15 protein-coding genes are annotated in these 20318 nt (G+C 47.7%); 13 read left to right on the forward strand and 2 right to left on the reverse strand.

The window, feature by feature from the left end; translation table 11 throughout:
• Nucleotides 1–78: 78 nt before the first annotated feature.
• Together BM210_RS24985 and BM210_RS24990 are read right to left on the reverse strand one after the other, a co-directional pair.
• Complete coding sequence (locus tag BM210_RS24985) at nt 79–210, reverse strand: DUF4023 domain-containing protein (RefSeq protein WP_091174739.1); 132 nt, start codon at nt 208–210, stop codon at nt 79–81.
• Nucleotides 211–432: 222 nt separating this feature from the next.
• Entirely contained in the window at nt 433–678 is a 246-nt protein-coding gene (locus tag BM210_RS24990) for a hypothetical protein (protein WP_091174741.1), read from the reverse strand.
• Between the two features lie 179 nt (nt 679–857).
• Here BM210_RS24990 and BM210_RS24995 point away from each other — a divergent pair, with 179 nt between their 5' ends.
• The 13 genes from BM210_RS24995 to BM210_RS25055 all read left to right on the forward strand — a co-directional run bounded on the left by BM210_RS24995 (nt 858) and on the right by BM210_RS25055 (nt 20005).
• The gene (locus BM210_RS24995) at nt 858–2330 is read left to right on the forward strand and encodes a SulP family inorganic anion transporter (protein WP_091174742.1); all 1473 of its coding nucleotides are present in this window, start codon (nt 858–860) and stop codon (nt 2328–2330) included.
• Nucleotides 2331–2453: 123 nt separating this feature from the next.
• On the forward strand, nt 2454–3545 hold the full coding sequence (locus BM210_RS25000) for a sugar ABC transporter substrate-binding protein (RefSeq protein ID WP_091174744.1): 1092 nt from the start codon (nt 2454–2456) through the stop codon (nt 3543–3545).
• A 110-nt stretch (nt 3546–3655) separates the two neighbouring features.
• Complete coding sequence (locus BM210_RS25005) at nt 3656–5167, forward strand: sugar ABC transporter ATP-binding protein (RefSeq protein WP_256224000.1); 1512 nt, start codon at nt 3656–3658, stop codon at nt 5165–5167.
• Nucleotides 5164–6153, forward strand: a complete 990-nt coding sequence (locus BM210_RS25010; protein ID WP_091174745.1) for an ABC transporter permease — start codon at nt 5164–5166, stop codon at nt 6151–6153. Before BM210_RS25005 ends, BM210_RS25010 begins: the two co-directional genes overlap by 4 nt.
• Before the next feature lie 107 nt (nt 6154–6260).
• On the forward strand, nt 6261–7082 hold the full coding sequence (locus tag BM210_RS25015; RefSeq protein WP_091174746.1) for a DUF554 domain-containing protein: 822 nt from the start codon (nt 6261–6263) through the stop codon (nt 7080–7082).
• Between the two features lie 178 nt (nt 7083–7260).
• Entirely contained in the window at nt 7261–9054 is a 1794-nt protein-coding gene (locus BM210_RS25020) for a cache domain-containing sensor histidine kinase (protein ID WP_091174748.1), read from the forward strand.
• 36 nt (nt 9055–9090) lie between these two features.
• A complete protein-coding gene (locus BM210_RS25025) occupies nt 9091–10713 on the forward strand; it encodes a response regulator transcription factor (protein WP_091174749.1) in 1623 nt (540 codons plus the stop codon).
• A gap of 91 nt (nt 10714–10804) precedes the next feature.
• Nucleotides 10805–11722: a carbohydrate ABC transporter permease gene (locus BM210_RS25030; RefSeq protein WP_091174750.1), complete on the forward strand. Its 918-nt coding sequence runs from the start codon at nt 10805–10807 to the stop codon at nt 11720–11722.
• 4 nt (nt 11723–11726) lie between these two features.
• Nucleotides 11727–12566: a carbohydrate ABC transporter permease gene (locus BM210_RS25035; protein WP_091174752.1), complete on the forward strand. Its 840-nt coding sequence runs from the start codon at nt 11727–11729 to the stop codon at nt 12564–12566.
• A 120-nt stretch (nt 12567–12686) separates the two neighbouring features.
• A complete protein-coding gene (locus BM210_RS25040; RefSeq protein ID WP_091174754.1) occupies nt 12687–14003 on the forward strand; it encodes an ABC transporter substrate-binding protein in 1317 nt (438 codons plus the stop codon).
• Between the two features lie 92 nt (nt 14004–14095).
• Complete coding sequence (locus BM210_RS25045) at nt 14096–15835, forward strand: MGH1-like glycoside hydrolase domain-containing protein (RefSeq protein ID WP_091174756.1); 1740 nt, start codon at nt 14096–14098, stop codon at nt 15833–15835.
• Between the two features lie 220 nt (nt 15836–16055).
• A complete protein-coding gene (locus BM210_RS25050; RefSeq protein WP_091174757.1) occupies nt 16056–17798 on the forward strand; it encodes an ABC transporter ATP-binding protein in 1743 nt (580 codons plus the stop codon).
• Nucleotides 17799–17839: 41 nt separating this feature from the next.
• Nucleotides 17840–20005: an ABC transporter ATP-binding protein gene (locus BM210_RS25055; RefSeq protein WP_091174759.1), complete on the forward strand. Its 2166-nt coding sequence runs from the start codon at nt 17840–17842 to the stop codon at nt 20003–20005.
• The last annotated feature ends 313 nt before the right edge of the window (nt 20006–20318 follow it).

Here is a 20318-nt window from a genome sequence, read left to right on the forward strand (position 1 = left end):
ATATAATCAGGACCAAAGGGACTGTTCCTCTAGTAGCATTGTCTACTAAGGAAACAGTCCCTTGGTTCGTTACTGATATTATTTATTTGTACTATGCTGCTTATTAGACAGCCTGTCGCTTGGTGTCCCTTTACCCTGATGCTTTTTATTGGCCTCGGCTTTTTTCTGCGTGTCGTGTAACTTCTCTACAAAATCATGCGTGTTCTCCATGAATGATTAAGCCTCCCTTGATTGTAAAATCCATTGTTACTGTATCCCATTGATCTTCAAAACATGCATGGTCCGCAACAAGTAGTCTACATGGGCGATTAACACCTATCTGCCGAGCATTCGCGGAGAATTCTCCGAATCCTGGTATTCATCGCAGCAGTGGATATGGCTTTAGCCTAAAGCCTGTGTACGCAGCGTGATTCTGCCAGCAGCAAGCCGTTGCTATCTGTCACCGCGTTCAATGTGCAAACGCGGCTTTGTATTAGCCGTTGTATCCCTATACATCTCCTGCTCCTGGCTTTCAAGCGGTAGACTGACGAGCTTCCATTCGGTTTGTCCCATTACAGGATCATAGGGGAATTCGTCTCCTCGCTTTAACGTTTCTTCACGCCCCCACTCGTTTTCATAAATGCCGTCGGTCTCCACTTCATGTCCGGAAACCGGCTCCATGCTTTTGTCCTCAGCCATGTTTACCTTATGCCTCCTAAATCATAGTGATTTCGTTCGTTAGTATGCGCGCGTTTCCTGCAGCCTAAACACACTATGCATATTCCGGCGAAACGTTTATAATCAAAAACAGTGATCATCGGACCCGGCAATCCTGAGAGTGGAGCGCTTATTTGAAATGAATAGGGAGAGGATTTATTTTGTTTGTGCAGCAGCTTAGACAAGGTTTCTTTGGCAATGTCCGCAATGATGTATTATCCGGTATTACAGTAGCGCTCGCTTTGATTCCTGAGGCGATTGCTTTCTCCATTATGGCTGGTGTAGACCCGATGGTAGGCCTGTACGCATCCTTTACCATCGCGGTCACGATCTCGATTGTAGGAGGCAGACCCGGTATGATTTCGGCGGCTACCGGAGCTATGGCTTCATTAATGGGGCCGATTATTGTGAAGTATGGTTTGGACTATTTATTCGCGGCAACGGTGCTGACGGGCTTGATCCAGCTAATTCTTGGTGTTTTTAAAGTAGGGCGGTTTATTACCTTTGTTCCACATTCGGTCATTATCGGATTTGTGAATGCATTGGCGATTATTATTTTCATGGCGCAGCTGCCCAATTTTGTCGGAGAGTCGTGGCCAATGTACGCGATGGTAGCAGGGACACTGGCGATCATTTATGTGCTTCCACTTCTAACTAAAGTAGTGCCATCCGCTTTGGTGGCGATTATTGTGATGACGATTGCTGCGATTGTACTGAAACTTGATATTCGTACGGTAGGCGATATGGGTGAAATTCGTCAGGCGCTGCCTTTATTGCATATTCCACAAATTTCGTGGTCTTGGCATACACTGCTGATTCTGCTGCCTTATTCTCTGGCTTTGGCGATTGTTGGATTGACCGAATCGCTGCTGACTGCAACGATCGTCGATGAAATGACCGAAACCGGCAGTGACAAAAACCGCGAAGTTCGTGGACAAGGGATTGCCAATATGATCAATGGATTGTTTGGTGGAATGGCTGGCTGTGCCATGATCGGGCAAACCGTCATTAACATCAAATCGGGTGGCAGGACGCGGCTGTCAACGCTGGTTTCAGGTCTGTTTCTCTTATTCCTGATCCTTGTGCTTGGGGATATTGTGAAGCAAATTCCGATGGCGGCGCTTGTGGGCGTGATGTTCATGGTATCGATCGGAACCTTTGATTGGGGAGCGGTTCGGACTCTCGGGAAAATCCCACGCAGCGATGCGGTGGTGATGGTGCTGACCGTGGCTATCGTCGTAGCTACTTCGAATCTGGCGATTGGCGTCGTCTCGGGCGTGGTGCTTAGCGCGCTCAATTTTGGCTGGAGAATGGCTAAGCTGAACTGTCAAATAATCCTTCGCGATGAGCAAAATCTATTATATCCAGGTGATGTGTATAAGGAGTATGTGATAGGAGGGCCATTGTTTTTTGGTACGATGACCCACTTTATAGAGCTATTCGAGCCGCATACAGACCCGGAGCGTATCGTAATTAACCTTAAGGGTTCGCATATTTGGGATCACTCGGCAGTAACGGCAATCACCAAGGTTAGCGAGAAATATAGGGCTTTGGGCAAAAAAATGACGATCACCGGAATCAACCCGCAGAGCCGCCAATTGATGGAAGCGTATCGAAAAATAGAGATATTATGAACATCCTATTTATACCATTGACAGCTAATAATTGTTGGTGGTAGAGTTAAGACCAAGTAAAAGAGTAGGATTTACAAAAAGAGTAGGATAGGATTTACAAAAGATGTAGGGGGAATTATAGTCATGAATAAAATTAAACAAAGCATAGCCTTACTGCTCGTGCTGATTCTGTCAGTAAGCTTGGCCGCATGCGGAGCCAAACCGGAAGCTAAAGCACCGGATGCTGCGAACGGTACAGCGAGTACAGGTTCTGTTTCATTAGAGAATAAGAAAATTGCATTAATTATGCAGATCAACCTGGGCACGTTCTCGGCTCAATATATAGAAGGCGTTAAAGAGCAGGTCGAAAAGCTGGGCGGTAAAGTAACTGTATATACAGCTGAAGGCGATCTGTCCAAAATGTCCTCCAATCTGGATGCAGCAATCAATCAAAAGATGGATGGTATCCTGATCGACCACGGTACAGCAGAAGCTTTAGAAGCTGGCGTGAAAAAAGCTTTGGAGAAAAAGATTCCGGTTATTGCCTTTGATGCCGACATTAAGCTTCCTGGCGTAACGGTATTAGAGCAAGGCGATCAAAAGATGGCTGAGCTTACGCTCGACAAAATGGGCAAGGATATGGATAACAAAGGAAATATCGTGAAAATCTGGGTGGCCGGCTTCGCGCCAATGGAACGCAGACAAGTTGCTTACAAAGCATTTATGGATAAAAATACAGGAATTAAAGAAGTAGCGGCATTCGGAGCAGCTTCGCAAAATACAGCACTGGATACTCAAGCACAAATGGAAGCTATTCTTAAGAAATACCCGAACAAAGGCGACATTACAGCCGTATGGGCTGCATGGGATGAGTTCGCCAAGGGCGCTGCCCGTGCAATTCAACAAGCGGGACGTAACGAAATCAAGATTTATGGTATCGATATGAGTGACGAGGATTTACAGATGATTCAAGATACGAAGAGCCCATGGGTTGCTTCTGCAGCTGTAGATCCAAAGGATATCGGACGCATTCAAGTACGTTTCTTATATCAAAAGCTGCATGGTGACCAAACACCTGATAAAATCGTGTTAGACCCGGTTTTCGTATCGAGAGACCAATTGCCGGCTTCGCAAATTTCCACAGCACAATTGAGCGAGCATGTTAAAGGCTGGGGCAAGAGCGAGCAAGGCTACACCGATTGGTTGAAGCAGGCTGAAAAGCCTGTAAAGAAATAATAGAATTTACCCAAACAGAGTCTGCTTACAAGCAGACTCGTAAGATATTTAGTATCCCATCGATCTGGATCGATGGGATTTTCCATTGAAATGAGGAGCGTGATGCCAGGATGACGAATTCCATCACCTTATTGCAAATGAGTCACATATCCAAATCGTTTCCCGGAGTGAAGGCGCTGCAGCAGGTCGATTTTGCAGTTCGTGGAGGCGAAATTCATGCACTGCTTGGAGCTAACGGAGCAGGGAAAAGCACATTGATCAAAGTGATGTCCGGTGCATATTTGCCGGATGAGGGCGAGATTGCGATTGATGGCAAACCGCTTGCGATCAGCGGACCAAGCGATGCAATTCAGAGCGGTATTCAATGCGTTTATCAGGAAGTAGATACAGCTCTTGTGCCTAAGCTTACCGTTGCGGAAAATATTATGCTGGACCGGATGACGCACGGCAGTGGCTGGTTAAGCTGGAGGCAGATCGAGCGGGAAGCTGCTCGTATCTTAAGCGACATTGGACTTGCGGTTGATGTGAGAAGGCAGGCGGGTGAGCTGAGCATCGCGCAAAAGCAAATGGTGCTTATAGCTCGTGCATTGGCGCAAAAGGCCAAATTCATCATCTTTGATGAGCCCACAGCACCACTCAGTACGGAGGAAGCCGATCAGCTATTCCGGATTATGGAGCGGCTTAAAGCGGATGGTGTTGGCTGTATTTTTATTTCGCATCGTTTGAATGAAGTGTTCCGAATCAGTGACAAGGTAACCGTGATGCGTGACGGACGGATTATTGCGACACAGCCTGCGGCTGACACGAGCGTAAAGGTTGTAATCGAGCAAATGCTGGGCAGAACTTTTGAAGAGGAATTTCCCAAGGTAGAGGTTCCGATTGGCGGACCACTGCTGGTTGCCAAGGATCTGACTCTGGGAACCAAGGTACGGGGTGTAAATGTATCAGTGCACAGCGGCGAAATTGTCGGGATCGTTGGTTTGGTGGGTGCGGGTAAGACGGAGCTGTCGCGTCTGTTGTTTGGAGCCGATCCGCTCGAGCGGGGAGAAATTGAGTTGAAGGGGAAGCGACTGAAGCTCGGCAGTCCAAACGATGCGGTGCGTGAAGGTATTGCACTGATCCCTGAAGAGCGCCGTAAGCAAGGTATTCTGGTAGAGCAGTCGGTCAAACATAATTTGTCTCTTCCATTGCTTAAGCTGTTCAGCCGCTTCGGGTTTGTTCAGCAATCACAGGAAGCTGCCAATGCGCAGGCGATGATCCAGCAATTGGGCGTGCATCCGCCGAATATGGAGCAGTTGGTGAAGTATTTGAGCGGAGGCAACCAGCAGAAGGTTGCAGTCGGCAAATGGCTGCCTACCGATGCGCAAATTTATATTTTCGATGAGCCGACCAAGGGCGTAGATATTGGAGCCAAAAGCGATATTTTCCGTTTAATAGGTCGTCTTGCGGGGGAAGGTAAAGGGATTATTTATTGCTCCTGCGAAATTTCTGAGATATTAGGAATAGCGGATCGGATTCTCGTTATGAGCTATGGCCAAATCGTAAAAGAGCTGCGTCGGGATGAAGCCACGCAGGAACAAATTTTGTACTACGCAAGCGCTGGGGAGGCTACGTTTCAGTGAAAGATAAATTTCTGGATTACTCATATAAATATGGGGCATTGGTGATTATTGCCCTAGTCATCGTCTTGTTTTCACTCAGCAATGAAAACTTCTTGTCCTATGACAATTTGGCTGATATTTTGCGTTCGATATCGATCGTTACCTTTGTAGCGATAGGTGTGACCTTCTCGCAAATTGTCGATGGCTTCGATCTTTCCGTAGGCTCAACAGTTTCGCTGACGACTGTAGTCGTGGCTTCTATGATGGTATTTTATCAGCTGCCACTCATCGTGGTGTTAACCGTTCCTTTATTGATCGGCATCCTGATCGGTTTGTTGAATGCACTGTTGATTGTTAAGGTTCGCATCCCTGATCTGTTAGCGACGCTCGCGGTCATGTATATTATCGGCGGCGTACACAAGACGTACACCAAGGGATTTTCCATTTATAACAACATGCAATTACCTGACGGTACGAAGGCACCGGGCAAATTCACAGAGTCCTTTCTCTGGATCGGCCAAGGCAAGCTGTTCGGTTTACCCGTCCCCGTGCTGTTGATGATTATTGCGGTTGTGCTTGTGCACATCTTTTTGACCTATACACGCTGGGGACGTCAATTGTATGTAACCGGAGGCAATCAGGAAGCAGCGCGTCTGTCAGGTATTCAGGTCAATCGAGTACGTACCATGGCTTATGTGCTATCGGGTGTATTTGCCGCTATGGGTGGCTTGCTGTTCGCAGCCCGTGTCGGCTCTGGCCAAATTGATGCGGGTGCTCCCGTCCTGATGGAGTCGGTAGCTGCCGTATTCGTCGGATATTCGGTGCTTGGAGCAGGGAAGCCGAATGTGATTGGTACCTTCTTTGGAGCTGTTCTTATCGGAGTGCTGCTGAATGGATTAACGATGCTTAATTTGCCATACTATGCGTTCGATATTATTAAAGGTCTGGTACTCGTACTTGCGCTCGCGATCACATTTATCCATTTAACACGCCGACGCTCTGCGTAATCGGTTATAATGTGATCAGATCACAAATCCGAGCTTTGCTCGATTTGAACAACTAGATCATGCAAACTAACAGGAACAGGCATGATGAACGAGAGGGCATAGACGATATGGCGTTATGGGGGACGATCATTAATGCGGCGGCAATCCTGGTCGGCGGGCTGCTGGGATTGATGCTTAATCGCATGAGTGAAGGCATCCGCAGTACGGTGATGCAGGGGATAGGACTGGCCTTGGTAGTACTGGGTTTGTCTATGACGCTGAAGTCGACAAATTTTTTGCTTATTGTCGGATGTTTGGTGCTCGGCGGGGTACTTGGTGAGCTGCTTCGTGTGGAGCGCAATCTGGAGGCGCTTGGTCGGCAACTGGAGCGTGGGGTTCATACGTTGACCCGCTTGGCCAACCGCCGCTCGATTAACAATGCAGCCAGTGATAAGAGTCGGACATCGGCTGAAGGAATGCCGACAGCAGCAGATGTTAAAATGCACGATGAGCCGCAGGTGCAAGGCAAGATTGCGGTTGGGTTTGTCAACACCACATTGATCTACTGTGTTGGAGCAATGGCGATACTGGGGTCGCTTGACAGCGGGCTGCGCGGACAGCATGATATTTTATATACAAAGGCAATGCTGGATGGCTTTTTAGCGATCATATTTGCATCTACGATGGGCGTTGGCGTGTTATTCTCAGCGATCCCCGTGTTTTTGTATCAGGGTGCGATGGCGCTCACCGCTTCGGGCATCGCCTCCTTTGTCGACAAGGCGATGTTGGATGAGATCATTGTGCAAATGACAGCAGTCGGCGGAGTTTTGATTATGGGTATCGGGATCAATTTGCTGGAGCTGCGCAAAATTAACGTCGCCAACCTGCTGCCCTCTGTGCTCATAGCTGCTTTTGCGGTTCCTCTTGTTCATTGGATATCGAACTGGTAGGATACGGTGACTATCATCGCAGTAATCTAATGCTATAATGTTCTATTATAGAAGATGAAATCATGAATCATACCGCAGCACTGGCAATTGTTGTCGGTGCTTTTTGTAATCGAGCTCCCGACCTTGAATGCCAAGCTGACGGTTCCGGGTATATCACTATTGAAGGGAGAACAGGGTCATGTTTTATTCATTGAAAAATCGCTTGATTGCCTCCTTCGTTGTGCTGCTCGTACTTTCTTTTGGAACCGTTTCCTTTTTGCTGTTCAATGAATCCCGTTCGATTGTCAGATCGTATATTGAATCGTCCGCACTGGAGAAAATGGACGAATACGGCTCCTATATCAATATGGCGCTTAATCAAATCTATGATTTATCTTCCCTTGTCTATAACAATGACCTAACTAAAAATTGGGACATCGCCTTATCCGATCCTTCCCTGTCTCCAGGAGAGAAGATGCTTTACAATCTGGACCTCAGCCGCTTTTTGACCCAGACGACCAACAATTATTCTGGCGTTTCCTCAGTATCGATTTATCGTCCGGAGGGCTTGTGGGTTAGTATCGGCAATCAGGTGGTTGCGGATACAACATTTCTGGATGAGCCCTGGTACAAGGATTTTATGCAGAACGGGAATCATTGGGTATCCGCGCACAGAGATCAGGTCGAATCGAGTCAATCGAAGCCTTATCAGGTAGTGAGCTTGCTGCTGCCCATCGGTACCTTCGAGCCGTCCCTGTACAAAAGCGTGATGAAGGTCAATGTCAGCGTCGATTTTTTTCTGGAGCCGCTCAAGCGGATTCACTTAGGAGACAGCGGCACGATCTTTTTGCTGGATCAAAACGGTCATCCGATTCTGTCACAAAATGAATACGCATCCGATCCCGAAACGATCAGAAACGTAGAAGCTGTCCGGGCTGTACGTGCACGCCAAGGCGTCTTGTATTTACCGAATGATCGGGGTATGAACGATATTGTGGTTTACAAAAAGTTGAATCCATGGCTGCTGGTTGGTGTCGTATCGGAACAGGATTTGTACGCCAAGCTGTACACCCTTCGCAATAGCATCATTCTGTTTACTACTTTGCTGCTGCTTTGTGCGATCCTTGTGGCCACATGGCTTTCACATGGAATTACAAAGCCATTGTCGCGACTCGCCTCAGCGATGCGTTCCGTACAAAAAGGCGATTTTGCCAATGCGGAAAGCCGTATTCCTGCTGATCAGATCGTCCGCAATGAGGTCGGCTACGTCACTTCGACATTTCGCAATATGGTGGCGCAGCTGAGGCATCATATCCAAACCGAGTTTGAGCTGAAGCTGCTTCGCCAGCAGGCCGAATATAAAGCGCTGCTGCTGCAAATCAACCCGCATTTTTTGTTCAATACGTTGGAATTGATGAGCAGCCTGTCCATGCAGCGACGTACCAATGATACCGTTAAAGTGATCGAATCGTTAGGCAAAATGATGCGGTTTTCGCTCCGAATCAGCGAGGATCTGGTTCCGCTGCAGGAGGAATTAACCTACCTGAAGCATTATGTCTCCATCTTGCAAATCCGCTTCGCGGAGCGTCTTCATATTTCAATAGAAGAAGAGGGAAACATGGACAGCAGGCAAATGGTGAAGTTTATTTTGCAGCCATTGGTCGAAAATGCGGTCAAATACAGCTTTCTTCATCAAACGATTGCCAAGGTAGTGATCCGGATTTACAGCGAGTCAGAGCAGGTGCGCCTAATAGTTGAAGATAACGGACCCGGCATAGCTGAGGAATTGATTCAGCGGCTGTATGCGGAATCACTATCCTCCCAGTTCGATCATATCTTGAACACGGGGGCCAGACAGATCGGATTGCGCAATGTGCTTGCGCGCTGCCAGCTCTATTATGGGGGGCGCTTTAGCTTTACAATAGAATCGCCGCAGGGTCAGGGAACCCGAATCGAGCTGATCCTGCCTGTACAGCAACTCATTATGAAGTGAGTTTTACTAAAAAAATTGTAGGAGGTGACCCCTCTCATGTACCGAGTGATGATCGTGGATGATGAGCCGGAAATCCGGCTTGGATTAAAACTGAAGGCGGATTGGGACAGCTTGGGATTGGCGGTTGTCGCCGAGGCCTCCAATGGTATTGAAGCATTGGAACGGTTAGCTGCCGAAGCTATCGATCTGGTTATTACCGATATGAATATGCCCGTGATGAACGGAATTTCTTTTCTGGAAAGCAGCCACGAGCAGTATCCGGGACTCAAGATCATCGTGATTACCGGATACGAGGATTTTCATTATGCCAGAGCGGCAGTACGCAATCAGGCTCGTGATTATTTGCTTAAGCCTGTTGCTCAGGATGAGCTGATGGCTGCTCTGAGCAAGGTGACGCAAGAGCTGAATGAGGAGAGAAGCCTCCAAAATGAGCAGGCAGAGGTGCGTTGGCGGTTATCTCAATATTATATTGAGATGAAGGAGCATTTTATCGTTCATCTGGTCAAGGAGGAGCTTAAGCGAGGGCAGGCGGAGCAGGAACGCGCAGAGCTATTTCTACTACGTGAGTGGAATGAGCGGATTGTCCGCTTCTTGACCGTAGGCTTTAGGGAGCGTAAGACCGGTCCAGTTGGCCCAACGAACCAAGATGACAAACGCACACCGGACAAGCTCCGTCTGCCGTTCGAAATGATTTGTCAAGAGTTTGCCCAGCTTCACACGAGTCAGCCTCAAGTTTTTCGTGACCCCAATTACCCAGGGTTGATGCATTTCATCATTGACCATGATGATGATGCGGCTGCTTCGTTTGTTGAAGAGCTGCGTAACAGCATAGCCGGATATTTATCCTTTGAGCCTTCAATCAGCATCGGGCAGACGACTCGAGGCTTTAACAAGTGGAAGGAAGGTTATATGTCATCTCTGATCGCCTGGAATTTACTCAACAGTGAAATAGGCGGTACAGCCAAGGAATATGGGGATGGCAGACCCGCATTAACCGAGGATGTAGCTAAAATCATTCAAAGGCAGCTGGCCCGTGGCGAATTGGAGCTGTTCACACAGACCGTCCATAAGGAGCTGACGGAAGCTTTTGTCGAATCACAGGTACAGTTCGTCAAGCTGGTGCTTCAGCTCTATTTATTGCTTGACTCCATGGCCTATACGGCGGGAGTGCAGCTGGATACAGGCGAGCAGCTGTGGGTAAGACCAGATATGGTGCTGGCGTTGGACACAATAGACAAAGCACAAAGTTTTCTAGCCCATTTGGGTGAGAAAATCGATCATAAAACGAAGGCTGATATGGAAGACCCGGAGCAATCGATGATACAGGCTGCTTTGCAGTTTATCGACAGCAATTATATGTACGAGATTAATTTGACGATGCTTGCCGATCGGTTCAGCTATAATTCCTCCTATTTCTCGGAGCTGTTTAAATCCAAGGTAGGTAAAACCTTCATTCAATATGTGACTGAGGTGCGTATGGCCCAGGCAATGCGGTTGTTGGTGGATACCCCGCTCAGCTTGTGGGATATTGCCGAATTGACGGGTTTTTCCAACGCCAGCTACTTTTCCTCTAAATTTAAACGTATGTATGGGATGACCCCGTCTGACTTTCGCCAAAGTCCACCTGAAAAATTTAATAATGAACTGCCGAAGAAATAGAATTCATAACAAGTCCTCCGGTCTGTATGATAAGGTTATCGTTCTTAACTACACTAGGATCATTTCCATGGATCAGGATTAGGAGGCCACTATGCAATCTTCACGCAAATCACCCCGATACCGACAGAATCGTACAGCATATTTGTTTTTGCTGCCGTGGCTGATCGGTTTTTTCTGTCTGACGCTGGGCCCAATGCTCGGTTCGTTATATTTGTCTTTGACTAAGTACAACCTGCTGTCTTCACCACGTTGGCTGGGATTCGACAATTATGTGCAGATTTTTACGGATGACAGTATGTTTTACCATTCCTTGAAATTAACGTTTCAGTATGTTCTATTCTCGGTTCCGCTGCGGCTCATATTCGCTTTATTGGTAGCAATGGCGCTCAACAAAGGAATTCGGGCACTCGGGATTTACCGGACTGTTTATTACATTCCTTCACTGCTTGGCGGCAGTGTGGCGATCGCGATTGTTTGGCGTAAAATGTTCGACGGTAACGGTCTTTTCAATCACTTTCTCAGCTGGTTCGGGATTGAAGGACCGTCCTGGATTGCTAATCCAAACTTTGTGCTGTATACGATTGTCACGTTGTCTGTATGGCAGTTTGGATCGGCCATGGTCATTTTTTTGGCTGGCTTAAAGCAAATACCTGCCGATCTGTACGAAGCGTCCCAAGTGGATGGTGCCGGCAAAATCCGCCAGTTTTTTCAAATCACGCTGCCACTGCTGTCACCCGTACTGTTTTTCAACCTCGTCATGACGATTATTAATTCATTTCAGGTGTTTACACCGGGCTTTGTGATCGGGGATGGACGCGGCGGGCCGATGGACTCCACGATGTTTTACACCTTGTATTTATATTTAAAGGGTTTTTCCTTTTTCGATATGGGTTATGCGTCCGCACTGGCTTGGATCATGCTGGTCATTATCGGCGGCTTAACGGCAATTGTTTTTGCAACCTCCAGGTACTGGGTGTTTTATGGAGACGGAAAGGAAGAGAAGGGGTGACGATATGACAACCAAAACGATTTATACAAACGGAGTCAAGCATCTCATCATTATTGCGATTGGACTTGTGATGATGTACCCTGTGCTGTGGCTGCTCAGCAGCTCCTTTAAGCCGAATAACCTGATTTTCTCTGACACGACGCTGTGGCCCAAGGAATTTACTTTGACAAACTACATGAATGGCTGGAAAGGACTGCAAGGGATATCGTTTCTTCGCTTCTTCACTAACTCGGCGCAGATTTCCGTCATGTCCGTATTGGGTAATGTGATTACGTGCTCGTTGGCGGCTTTTGCTTTTGCCCGGCTCGATTTCAAATATAAGAAGCTGTGGTTCAGTATGATGCTCGTGACGATCATGCTCCCCTATCACGTTACACTGGTGCCGCAATATATTTTGTACAAAAATTTTGAATGGATCAACACCTATTTGCCGCTGATCGTTCCTAAATGGTTGGCCCACGACTCGTTCTTTATACTGCTTATGGTGCAGTTTATCCGCGGTATTCCTAAGGAGCTCGATGAGAGCGCAACGATAGACGGCTGTGGACAAGGTCAAATATACTGGAAAATCATACTACCGCTTCTGGTACCCGCGCTGATTACGACCGCAATCTTTACGTTCATCTGGACGTGGGATGATTTTTTCAGCCAAATGATTTATTTAAACAACGTCAAGCTGTTCACGGTACAGCTGGGTATCCGCTCACTGTTTGACCCTGCCGGAGAGTCGGATTGGGGTGCGCTGCTGGCGATGTCGGTGCTGTCGCTGATTCCGATTATGACCATCTTCCTTACGTTCCAAAGATACTTTCTGGATGGCATTGCGACCACGGGCATCAAGTAATCATCAAGTAACCCGAAAAAATTAATAGTGAAGTGCCGAAGGAAACCGATTCATCAAGAAAGCGTTATCCTTTATGATCAAGATACAAGCTTCCATCATCATTTAAGGGGGATTACAGAAATGAAAAAAAGTATGTCATTTGCTACTATAGCAGCATTGATGGCCGTCACTTCGGCTTGCGGAGGCAGTACACCGACAGGTGCTGCAGATAGTACGGTTAAGGATGCGGCCAAAAAAGAGCCCGTTGAGCTGCGCATTATGTGGTGGGGAGATCAGAAGCGTGCGGACCGGACGAATGAGGCTCTGCGCAATTTTGAAAAGAAGAATCCGAATATTAAAATTGTTGGCGAATTCGCGCCAAGCACAGGTTATTTCGATAAATTAAACACACAGCTGGCTTCAGGAACGGCGCCGGATGTATTTTTCCTCGGAGGCAATGTCGTCGATTATGCCAATAAGGGCGTATTGCTGGATATCGGTTCTTATGTCGGCAAGGAGCTGAACCTGGCCGATATGGACAAGTCGATGATCGAATACGGTACGATTAAAGGCAAGCTGCTGCACGTATCGGCTGGGGCGAATGCTCGAGGTATTCTTGTGAACACAGAGCTGTTCAAGAAGGCTGGCGTCGAGCTTCCGAAGGATAGCTGGACATGGGATGATTTCAGCCGTATAGCCAAGGAGCTGTCGCAGAAGCTGGGCAAGGATTCCTATGGTACCTATGACTATACGGTTGACGGCATGGACATCTATTTGAAGCAAAACGGCAAGCAGCTGTACGATATGGACGGCGGCAAGCTCGGCTTCGACCAAAAGGATGTCGAGCCGTGGTTCGCTTACTGGGATAAGCTGCGTAAGGAAGGCGGTGTTGTAACCCCTGAGCTGCAGGTGTCCAACCCTCCTGGCGATACGAGCAAGTCGCTAATTGTAACGGGTAAAGTCGCGATGAGCCTTGTTGCGTCCAATGCATTGGGTGCACACCAAAATCTGATCAAGGACAGCCTGACACTGGTACCACTGCCACGCGGTCCCAAAGGCACTGCCGTCATTTTTGAATCCAGCCAAGGGATGTCAGGCTATAACAAAACGAAATATCCGAAGGAAGTTGCGCAGTTGATGAGCTACTGGATCAACGATCCGGAAGCTGCCAAAATCCTCGGCAACGACCGTGGTGTTCCAGTAACAACGCCAATGCGCGATCTGCTGAAGAAAGAGTCGACGCCTATCGACCAGATCATCTACGATTACACGAGCAAGGTGTCGGAGGCGGCCAAGAAAGAACCGGTCAAAGTCAGCTACAACCCTCCGGGCTTTACGGAATATTCCAAGCTGGCGGATACGACTGTTCAGGAAATCGGCTTTGGCAAAAAGGATGTTAAAAAAGCGGTCGACGATTTCTATAACGGTGTTGTGAAAATATTCAATAACAATAAGTAAACTGATTAGCAAGGAATGGGCAGTTACTCGAACATTCGGGTGCTGCCTGTTTTTAATGTACAAGTAAATACGAACAGGAAGAGGCGGGAATGATGAGTGATTCGATCATAGAACGGCTGCGTCAAATCGATACGGACGACAAGGGGGGGGTTTTAAAAAAATCGTCCGATGCGGAAGTACTGGCCGAGTGGGAGCGTTCGGGAGTCCGTTTTGCAGCATCCTCTGCTCGGTTTGAGGGCGTATATGACAACGCTTTACGCAAGCTGTTAGATTGTATCGTGCCAACAGGACAGGGAGGCAGTGATTCCGATCATGGCGCATCTAATGACGCTGCTCATAGTAAAGTGGACCATAGAATTGGGAGTTCATCAAGCAAGGGCAGTAGAAGGCCGATCCTGCACGAGGGCGGCGTTTATCTTGGCTGCTGGCTGGAGAGCACGGGTACGATCAATGCGGAATTATTGTCGAGGTTCATTCCATCGGTATCCGAGGCTTCCTATGAAAGTTTTGCTGATTTCCAGTGCGAGGACGGCCAGCTGCCCTATAAAATAACGGAGCACGGTGCCGCCTACCGGCAAATCCAGATGGTCACGCCGCTCGCTAGAAGCGTCTGGAATCACTACATGCTGAATGGGCGAAGCCAACCATTTCTGCGTAAAATGTACAACGCGATGCAGCGTTTTGACGAATGGCTGACTACGTATCGCAATACGCGGGGAAGCGGCTGCGTAGAAGCTTTTTGCACCTTTGATACGGGACATGATTTATCTCCACGCTTCTGGCATGTTCCCGATACGCCGCATGGAGATGATGCACGTTACTGCAATCCAGACTCGCCGATCCTTCCTTTTCTAGCTCCAGACTTGACAGCCAATGTATATTGTCAGCGTCTCTACTTGCAGCGGATGGCTGAAGAGCTGGGTGAAACCGGTACGGATTGGAAGGCCAAAGCGGAGGAAAGCCTGAACAGCTTATTCAAATATTGCTATGATGAAAAGGATGAATTTTTCTACGATCTCGACCGTAATGACGAGTGGGTCAAGGTACAATCCGATGTGCTGCTGAGAGTCATGGCCTGTGAGGTAGGTGACCGTGATTTCTTCGATAAGATGCTGCGTCGCTATTTATTGAATACGAGCAAATTTTTTGCTAAATACCCGTTTACCTCGCTGTCGATGGATGATCCGCGGTTTGATCCCTCTTCAAGCTATAACAGCTGGGGCGGGACATCGAATTTTTTAAGCTTGATCCGTACCCCGCATGCTTTTGAGCACCATGGACGTTATGTGGAGCTGACATGGGTGATCATTCCGATCCTCTCTGCATTTTTGAATGTGGAACGGTTTGCCCAATGCTTAAGCCCATGGACGGGCGATGAAGGCTACACAGAGACGTATTCGCCGGCGATTTTGTGTCTGCTTGATTATGTAGAACGCTTGAGCGGCATCCTGCCGATGCCAGAAGGCCAGCTGTGGTTTACAGGCTTAGTTCCGTATACGGTTGACCACGGGGAAGAGGTTGCCAATCAAACGGCCTACAGCCGTACGGTGGAAGATAATGATTTTGAGCTGGTGAATACACGCGAGCTAGCGGTTGTTTATCGTAACGGAGAGGCATACTTGCAATTTCCGAATGGCATTCGGGCTGTAACTGACCGCCAGGGCGGTTTGAATTCGATTATCGGGATGTCGGTTCGTACAGTCGAGGGTGAGCTTCGATATGAGGGCAAGGCTTACTCGATCGCGATCAAGGGGAATGAAATACAGCAATTTGCAGATGGAAAATTTACAAGTGTATCGGATCCTGGTGTGGTCATGCCGACCTACAGGTAAGTACTACCAGTAAGGATGAATGCATAGAATTAACGAATGCATAGAAATATAAAGCCACCTCCAAAATCACTTTTATAGTGGTATTGGAGGTGGTTTCGATTTAGAACGTCCACACGTGATTCAGAGGAATAATTTGTTTTAAACATAATTTCCGATGTCCGAATCACCAATTTATGGTATGGTAGATGGACGAATTGAGCACAAGTAAGGAGGAATTGGCGTGACGTTTGTAAAAAAGCTTTCTTGGTTTTTTCAACAGCAGGGGGCTAAATACATAATGGCCATTATACTCATGGCTACGGTGAACCTGTTAAGTATTATTCCGCCCAAAATGATCGGTAACGTCATCGACCAAATCCGTACAGGGGGGCTGACCGAAGCCGAGCTGTACCGAAACGTTATGTTACTGGCAGGTCTGGCAGTCATCATTTATGTCATTGTCTATATATGGATCACCACCTTATTTGGCAATTCAATCCTGCTGGAGAAGCTGCTCAGAGGCAGATTGCTGCAGCATATGACACGGATGTCGCCTTCCTTCTTCCAACGTAATACGACAGGGGAGCTTATGGCACTTGCCACGAATGATGTGCTGGCTATCGGCCAAACAGCGGGTTACGGGGTGATGACGCTGGTCAATACATTGGTTGGAACAGCTGTTGTACTCATAACGATGGTATCGCTGATCAGCTACAAGCTGATGCTGGCCGCTCTTATTCCGCTGCCATTCCTGACGCTTGTCATCAGTATGCTGGGGAAGCGCATGCGTAAGCGGTTCGTTGCGGCGCAAGCCTCTTTCGGACAAATGAATGATCGTGCGCTCGAGTCTATATCGGGGATGCGTGTTATTCGATCCTATGTGCAGGAGGAGCACGATATCGCCAAATTCGATGTGGTTACGAAGGACGTCATGACCAAAAATATGAAGGTCGCCGCAATCAATGCTTTGTTCCATCCGTCCATAGCGACTATTGTTGGATTAAGCTATGCGATTGGGATCGGTTATGGTTCTTATATGGTATTTCATAATCAAATATCGCTTGGACAGCTCGTTTCCTTCAATATATATTTGGGAATGCTGATTTGGCCGATGATTGCGTTCGGTGAATTTATTAATATTTTACAGCGTGGAACGGCATCTGTGGATCGGTTATCGGCAAGCTTTGCTCAAACCGCTGACGTACAGGATCAAGAGCCGGTAATTGCTGTCGAGCAGCCAGGTCGGATTGAACTGCAAGGTTTAAGCTTTCGTTACCCGGGAGCCGCGCATGACAGCTTGAAAGGTATTTCACTGCAGCTTGAACGCGGACAGACGCTTGGGATCGTCGGACGAACCGGCAGCGGGAAAAGCACATTGCTGAAGCAGATGCTTAGACAGTATCCAATTGAGCCGCAAAAGCTGTTGATCTCTGGCATTCCCTTGGAGAGGATTTCACTTTCGCAGGTTCGCGGCTGGATGGGCTACGTGCCGCAGGAGCATCTGCTGCTGTCAAAGCCGATACGAGATAATATCGCCCTTGGCAAGCCGGAAGCATTAGAAGAGGACATTCGCAAGGCTGTCGAAATGGCTTCCTTTACCCAGGATTTGGAGCAGCTGCCGGAAGGCTTGGATACGATTGTTGGCGAGAACGGAGTGATGCTCTCAGGAGGGCAAAAGCAGCGCGTAAGTATCGCGCGTGCTTTGCTGGTAAACCCGGAGATATTAATACTGGATGATTCGCTATCTGCCGTCGATGCACGAACCGAGAGCATGATCCTGAATAATCTTCGCAGGGAACGCTCTGGCAAAACCACGCTCATCGCGACACATCGGCTTTCTGCGGTGATGCATGCCGATTGGATACTTGTACTTGATGATGGGCGAACCATCGAAGAAGGCACGCATGAACAGCTGATGCTGTATGGGGGCTGGTATAAGGAGCAGTTTGACCGCCAACAAATGGAGGCGACATTGGCAGGTTGACTTGTTAAATAAACAACGCGAAGCGTGAAAGGAATGGAATCATGGCATCCCAACAAACGGTAGTTCGAAGGCTGGCTTCCTATGCAATGATTTATAAGATGCGTATTATAGCCGCGCTGCTTGTACTGTGCTGTGCGGTAGGAGCGGAGCTGGGCGGTCCTTTTATTGCAAAAACAATTATTGATAAACATATAAGCAGCGTACAGCTGCCTTGGTACGAAGCAAAGGAATATCCGGCTCTTGCGCTGGCAATGAAGACTGTTAAAATAAACGGTCTTATTTATTACCGCAGTGATTGGCTGCATCCTGACCAGTCAGAAGCAAGGAAGCAAGCGACCCGCTTAGGCTGGAAGGAAGTCCGCTTTATGCAGCTGGAGAGCGGTATGTACCTGATCAACACCGCCGAGCAATTCGAAGGTAATTGGTCGATTCAGCCGAATACGCCAGATCAGGTGAAGGGGGTCGTACCGGAAGCAGAGCAGGTAACCGTGCAGGTAGTCCGTAACGGAGCAGCGCCTGAACTGTACTCAGCACGCAAACTTACTACTTCAGAGGTAGCCGCACTTTATCAATTCGAGGTGAGCCCTGTCCTGGGATGGCTTGGATTATTCATTGCCCTGCTGGTGGTTGCAAGTACGCTGCACTATATTCAGGCGTACACGCTGCAATCTACAGCGCTTCGTATTATTCAGCGAATGCGGATGGATCTGATGCGACATATTCAAAAGATACCGCTGCGTTTTTTTGACAATACGCCGATCGGTCAGGTTGTCTCCCGTGTTGCTAATGATACGGAGGCGATCCGTGATCTTTTTATGAGCTTTATGGCAACGTTCGTGGTTAGTACGATTAATGTTGTTGGCATTTATGTAGCTTTATTTTTACTGAATGTCCAATTGGCGTTGGTTACATTGATATTAATACCGCTCTTTATTGCCGTGATGTGGGTACACTTAAAATTTTCCAAGGGTTATATTGCTATTATGCGTGCTCGATTAAGCGATATGAACGCAATGATCAGCGAATCGATTGCCGTAATGCCGATTATTCAAGCTTTTCGACAAGAGAAGGCACGCTTGAAGGAATTTGAAGTTTTGAATGAAGACCGATACCGCAGCAATCAAAAGCAATTGCGTGTATTTTCATTATCCTCCAGAAATTTCACCGGACTGGTCGGATCGCTATTCACAGCTGGAACCATCTGGTATTTTGGGGGGCAATCGCTGCAGACTGCAATATCTTTTGGCGTGTTTTATGCTTTTATCGATTATCTGGGTCGGTTTTTTCAGCCGATCATCGGAATTTTCGATCAACTGACGAATGCTCAGCGGGCGGTAGTATCTGCAGAAAAAGTATTTTATATCCTTGATCTCGAAGGTGTTGAGCTGGAAAACGCGATGGGGCTAGCCAAGCCTGAGGGACATGTCGCTTTCGATCACGTAACCTTTGCCTACAATGAAGGGGAACCTGTACTGCGGGACATTACATTCGAGGCCAAGAAAGGCGAGACGGTTGCACTTGTTGGCCATACCGGATCAGGCAAAAGCTCCATTATGAACCTGCTGTTGGGCTTTTACGAGCCATCGAGCGGTGAAATTCGAATTGATGGGAACAATATTGCGGGAATATCCAAGCAGGCGCTGCGCAAGCATATGGGTATTGTTCTTCAGGATCCGTTTCTGTTCGCTGGCGATATTAAATTTAATGTAGGCTTGTATAATGAAGCGATTGATGAGCAGAAGGTCAAGCAGGCGTTGGCCGATGTGGGTGCAGCTGGTTTCATCGAAAAACTCCCTGGTGGCTATGATGAGCCGGTAGTTGAGCGCGGCAGTACGCTGTCAGCTGGCCAGAGGCAGCTCATTTCCTTTGCTCGAGCGCTTGCCTTTGATCCCTCGATTCTGATTTTGGATGAAGCGACAGCAAGCATCGATAGTGAAACTGAGGGCTTGATCCAAAAAGCTCTCCAAATCGTTAGTGAAGGCCGAACGACTTTTGTGATTGCGCACCGATTGTCGACGATTCGAAATGCCGATCTGATTCTGGTTTTGAATCATGGTGAAATTGTAGAGCGCGGTAACCATGAGCAGCTGATGGAGCTGCAGGGACGTTATTACCGAATGTATCAGCTGCAAAAAGGCGGGGAGAACAGTCGGGAGGAGAAGCCTCATATTCAGTCAACACCAGCAACTACGAGTCTTCAAGGATAAAGTATCGTTATAAGCGGATAATTCTTGAATTTTGTGCTTTGTGCATGACATTCAGATTAGCCGCTCGGTACAGTGGGTATTAAGAAAGAAGACCTATTTTAGGGTCAATGATCAATGAGAGAAGCTTCACAGTTCAATAGAGAATAGAGGTACACTTATTAAAAAGCATGAGCAGCGGAAAAGACTTTTGCCGTCTGCAGCATGCTTTTTTAGGCCGACCACCTTTCATATGCTTACTTGAGCAAATCCCAGCTTTAGTAAAAATTACGAATTTGTATTGAAGTGTTGGCTTCAAAGGAAAAAAGTGTCGTTT

This window comes from Paenibacillus sp. 1_12, assembly GCF_900114475.1.
Lineage (GTDB): Bacteria > Bacillota > Bacilli > Paenibacillales > NBRC-103111 > Paenibacillus_S.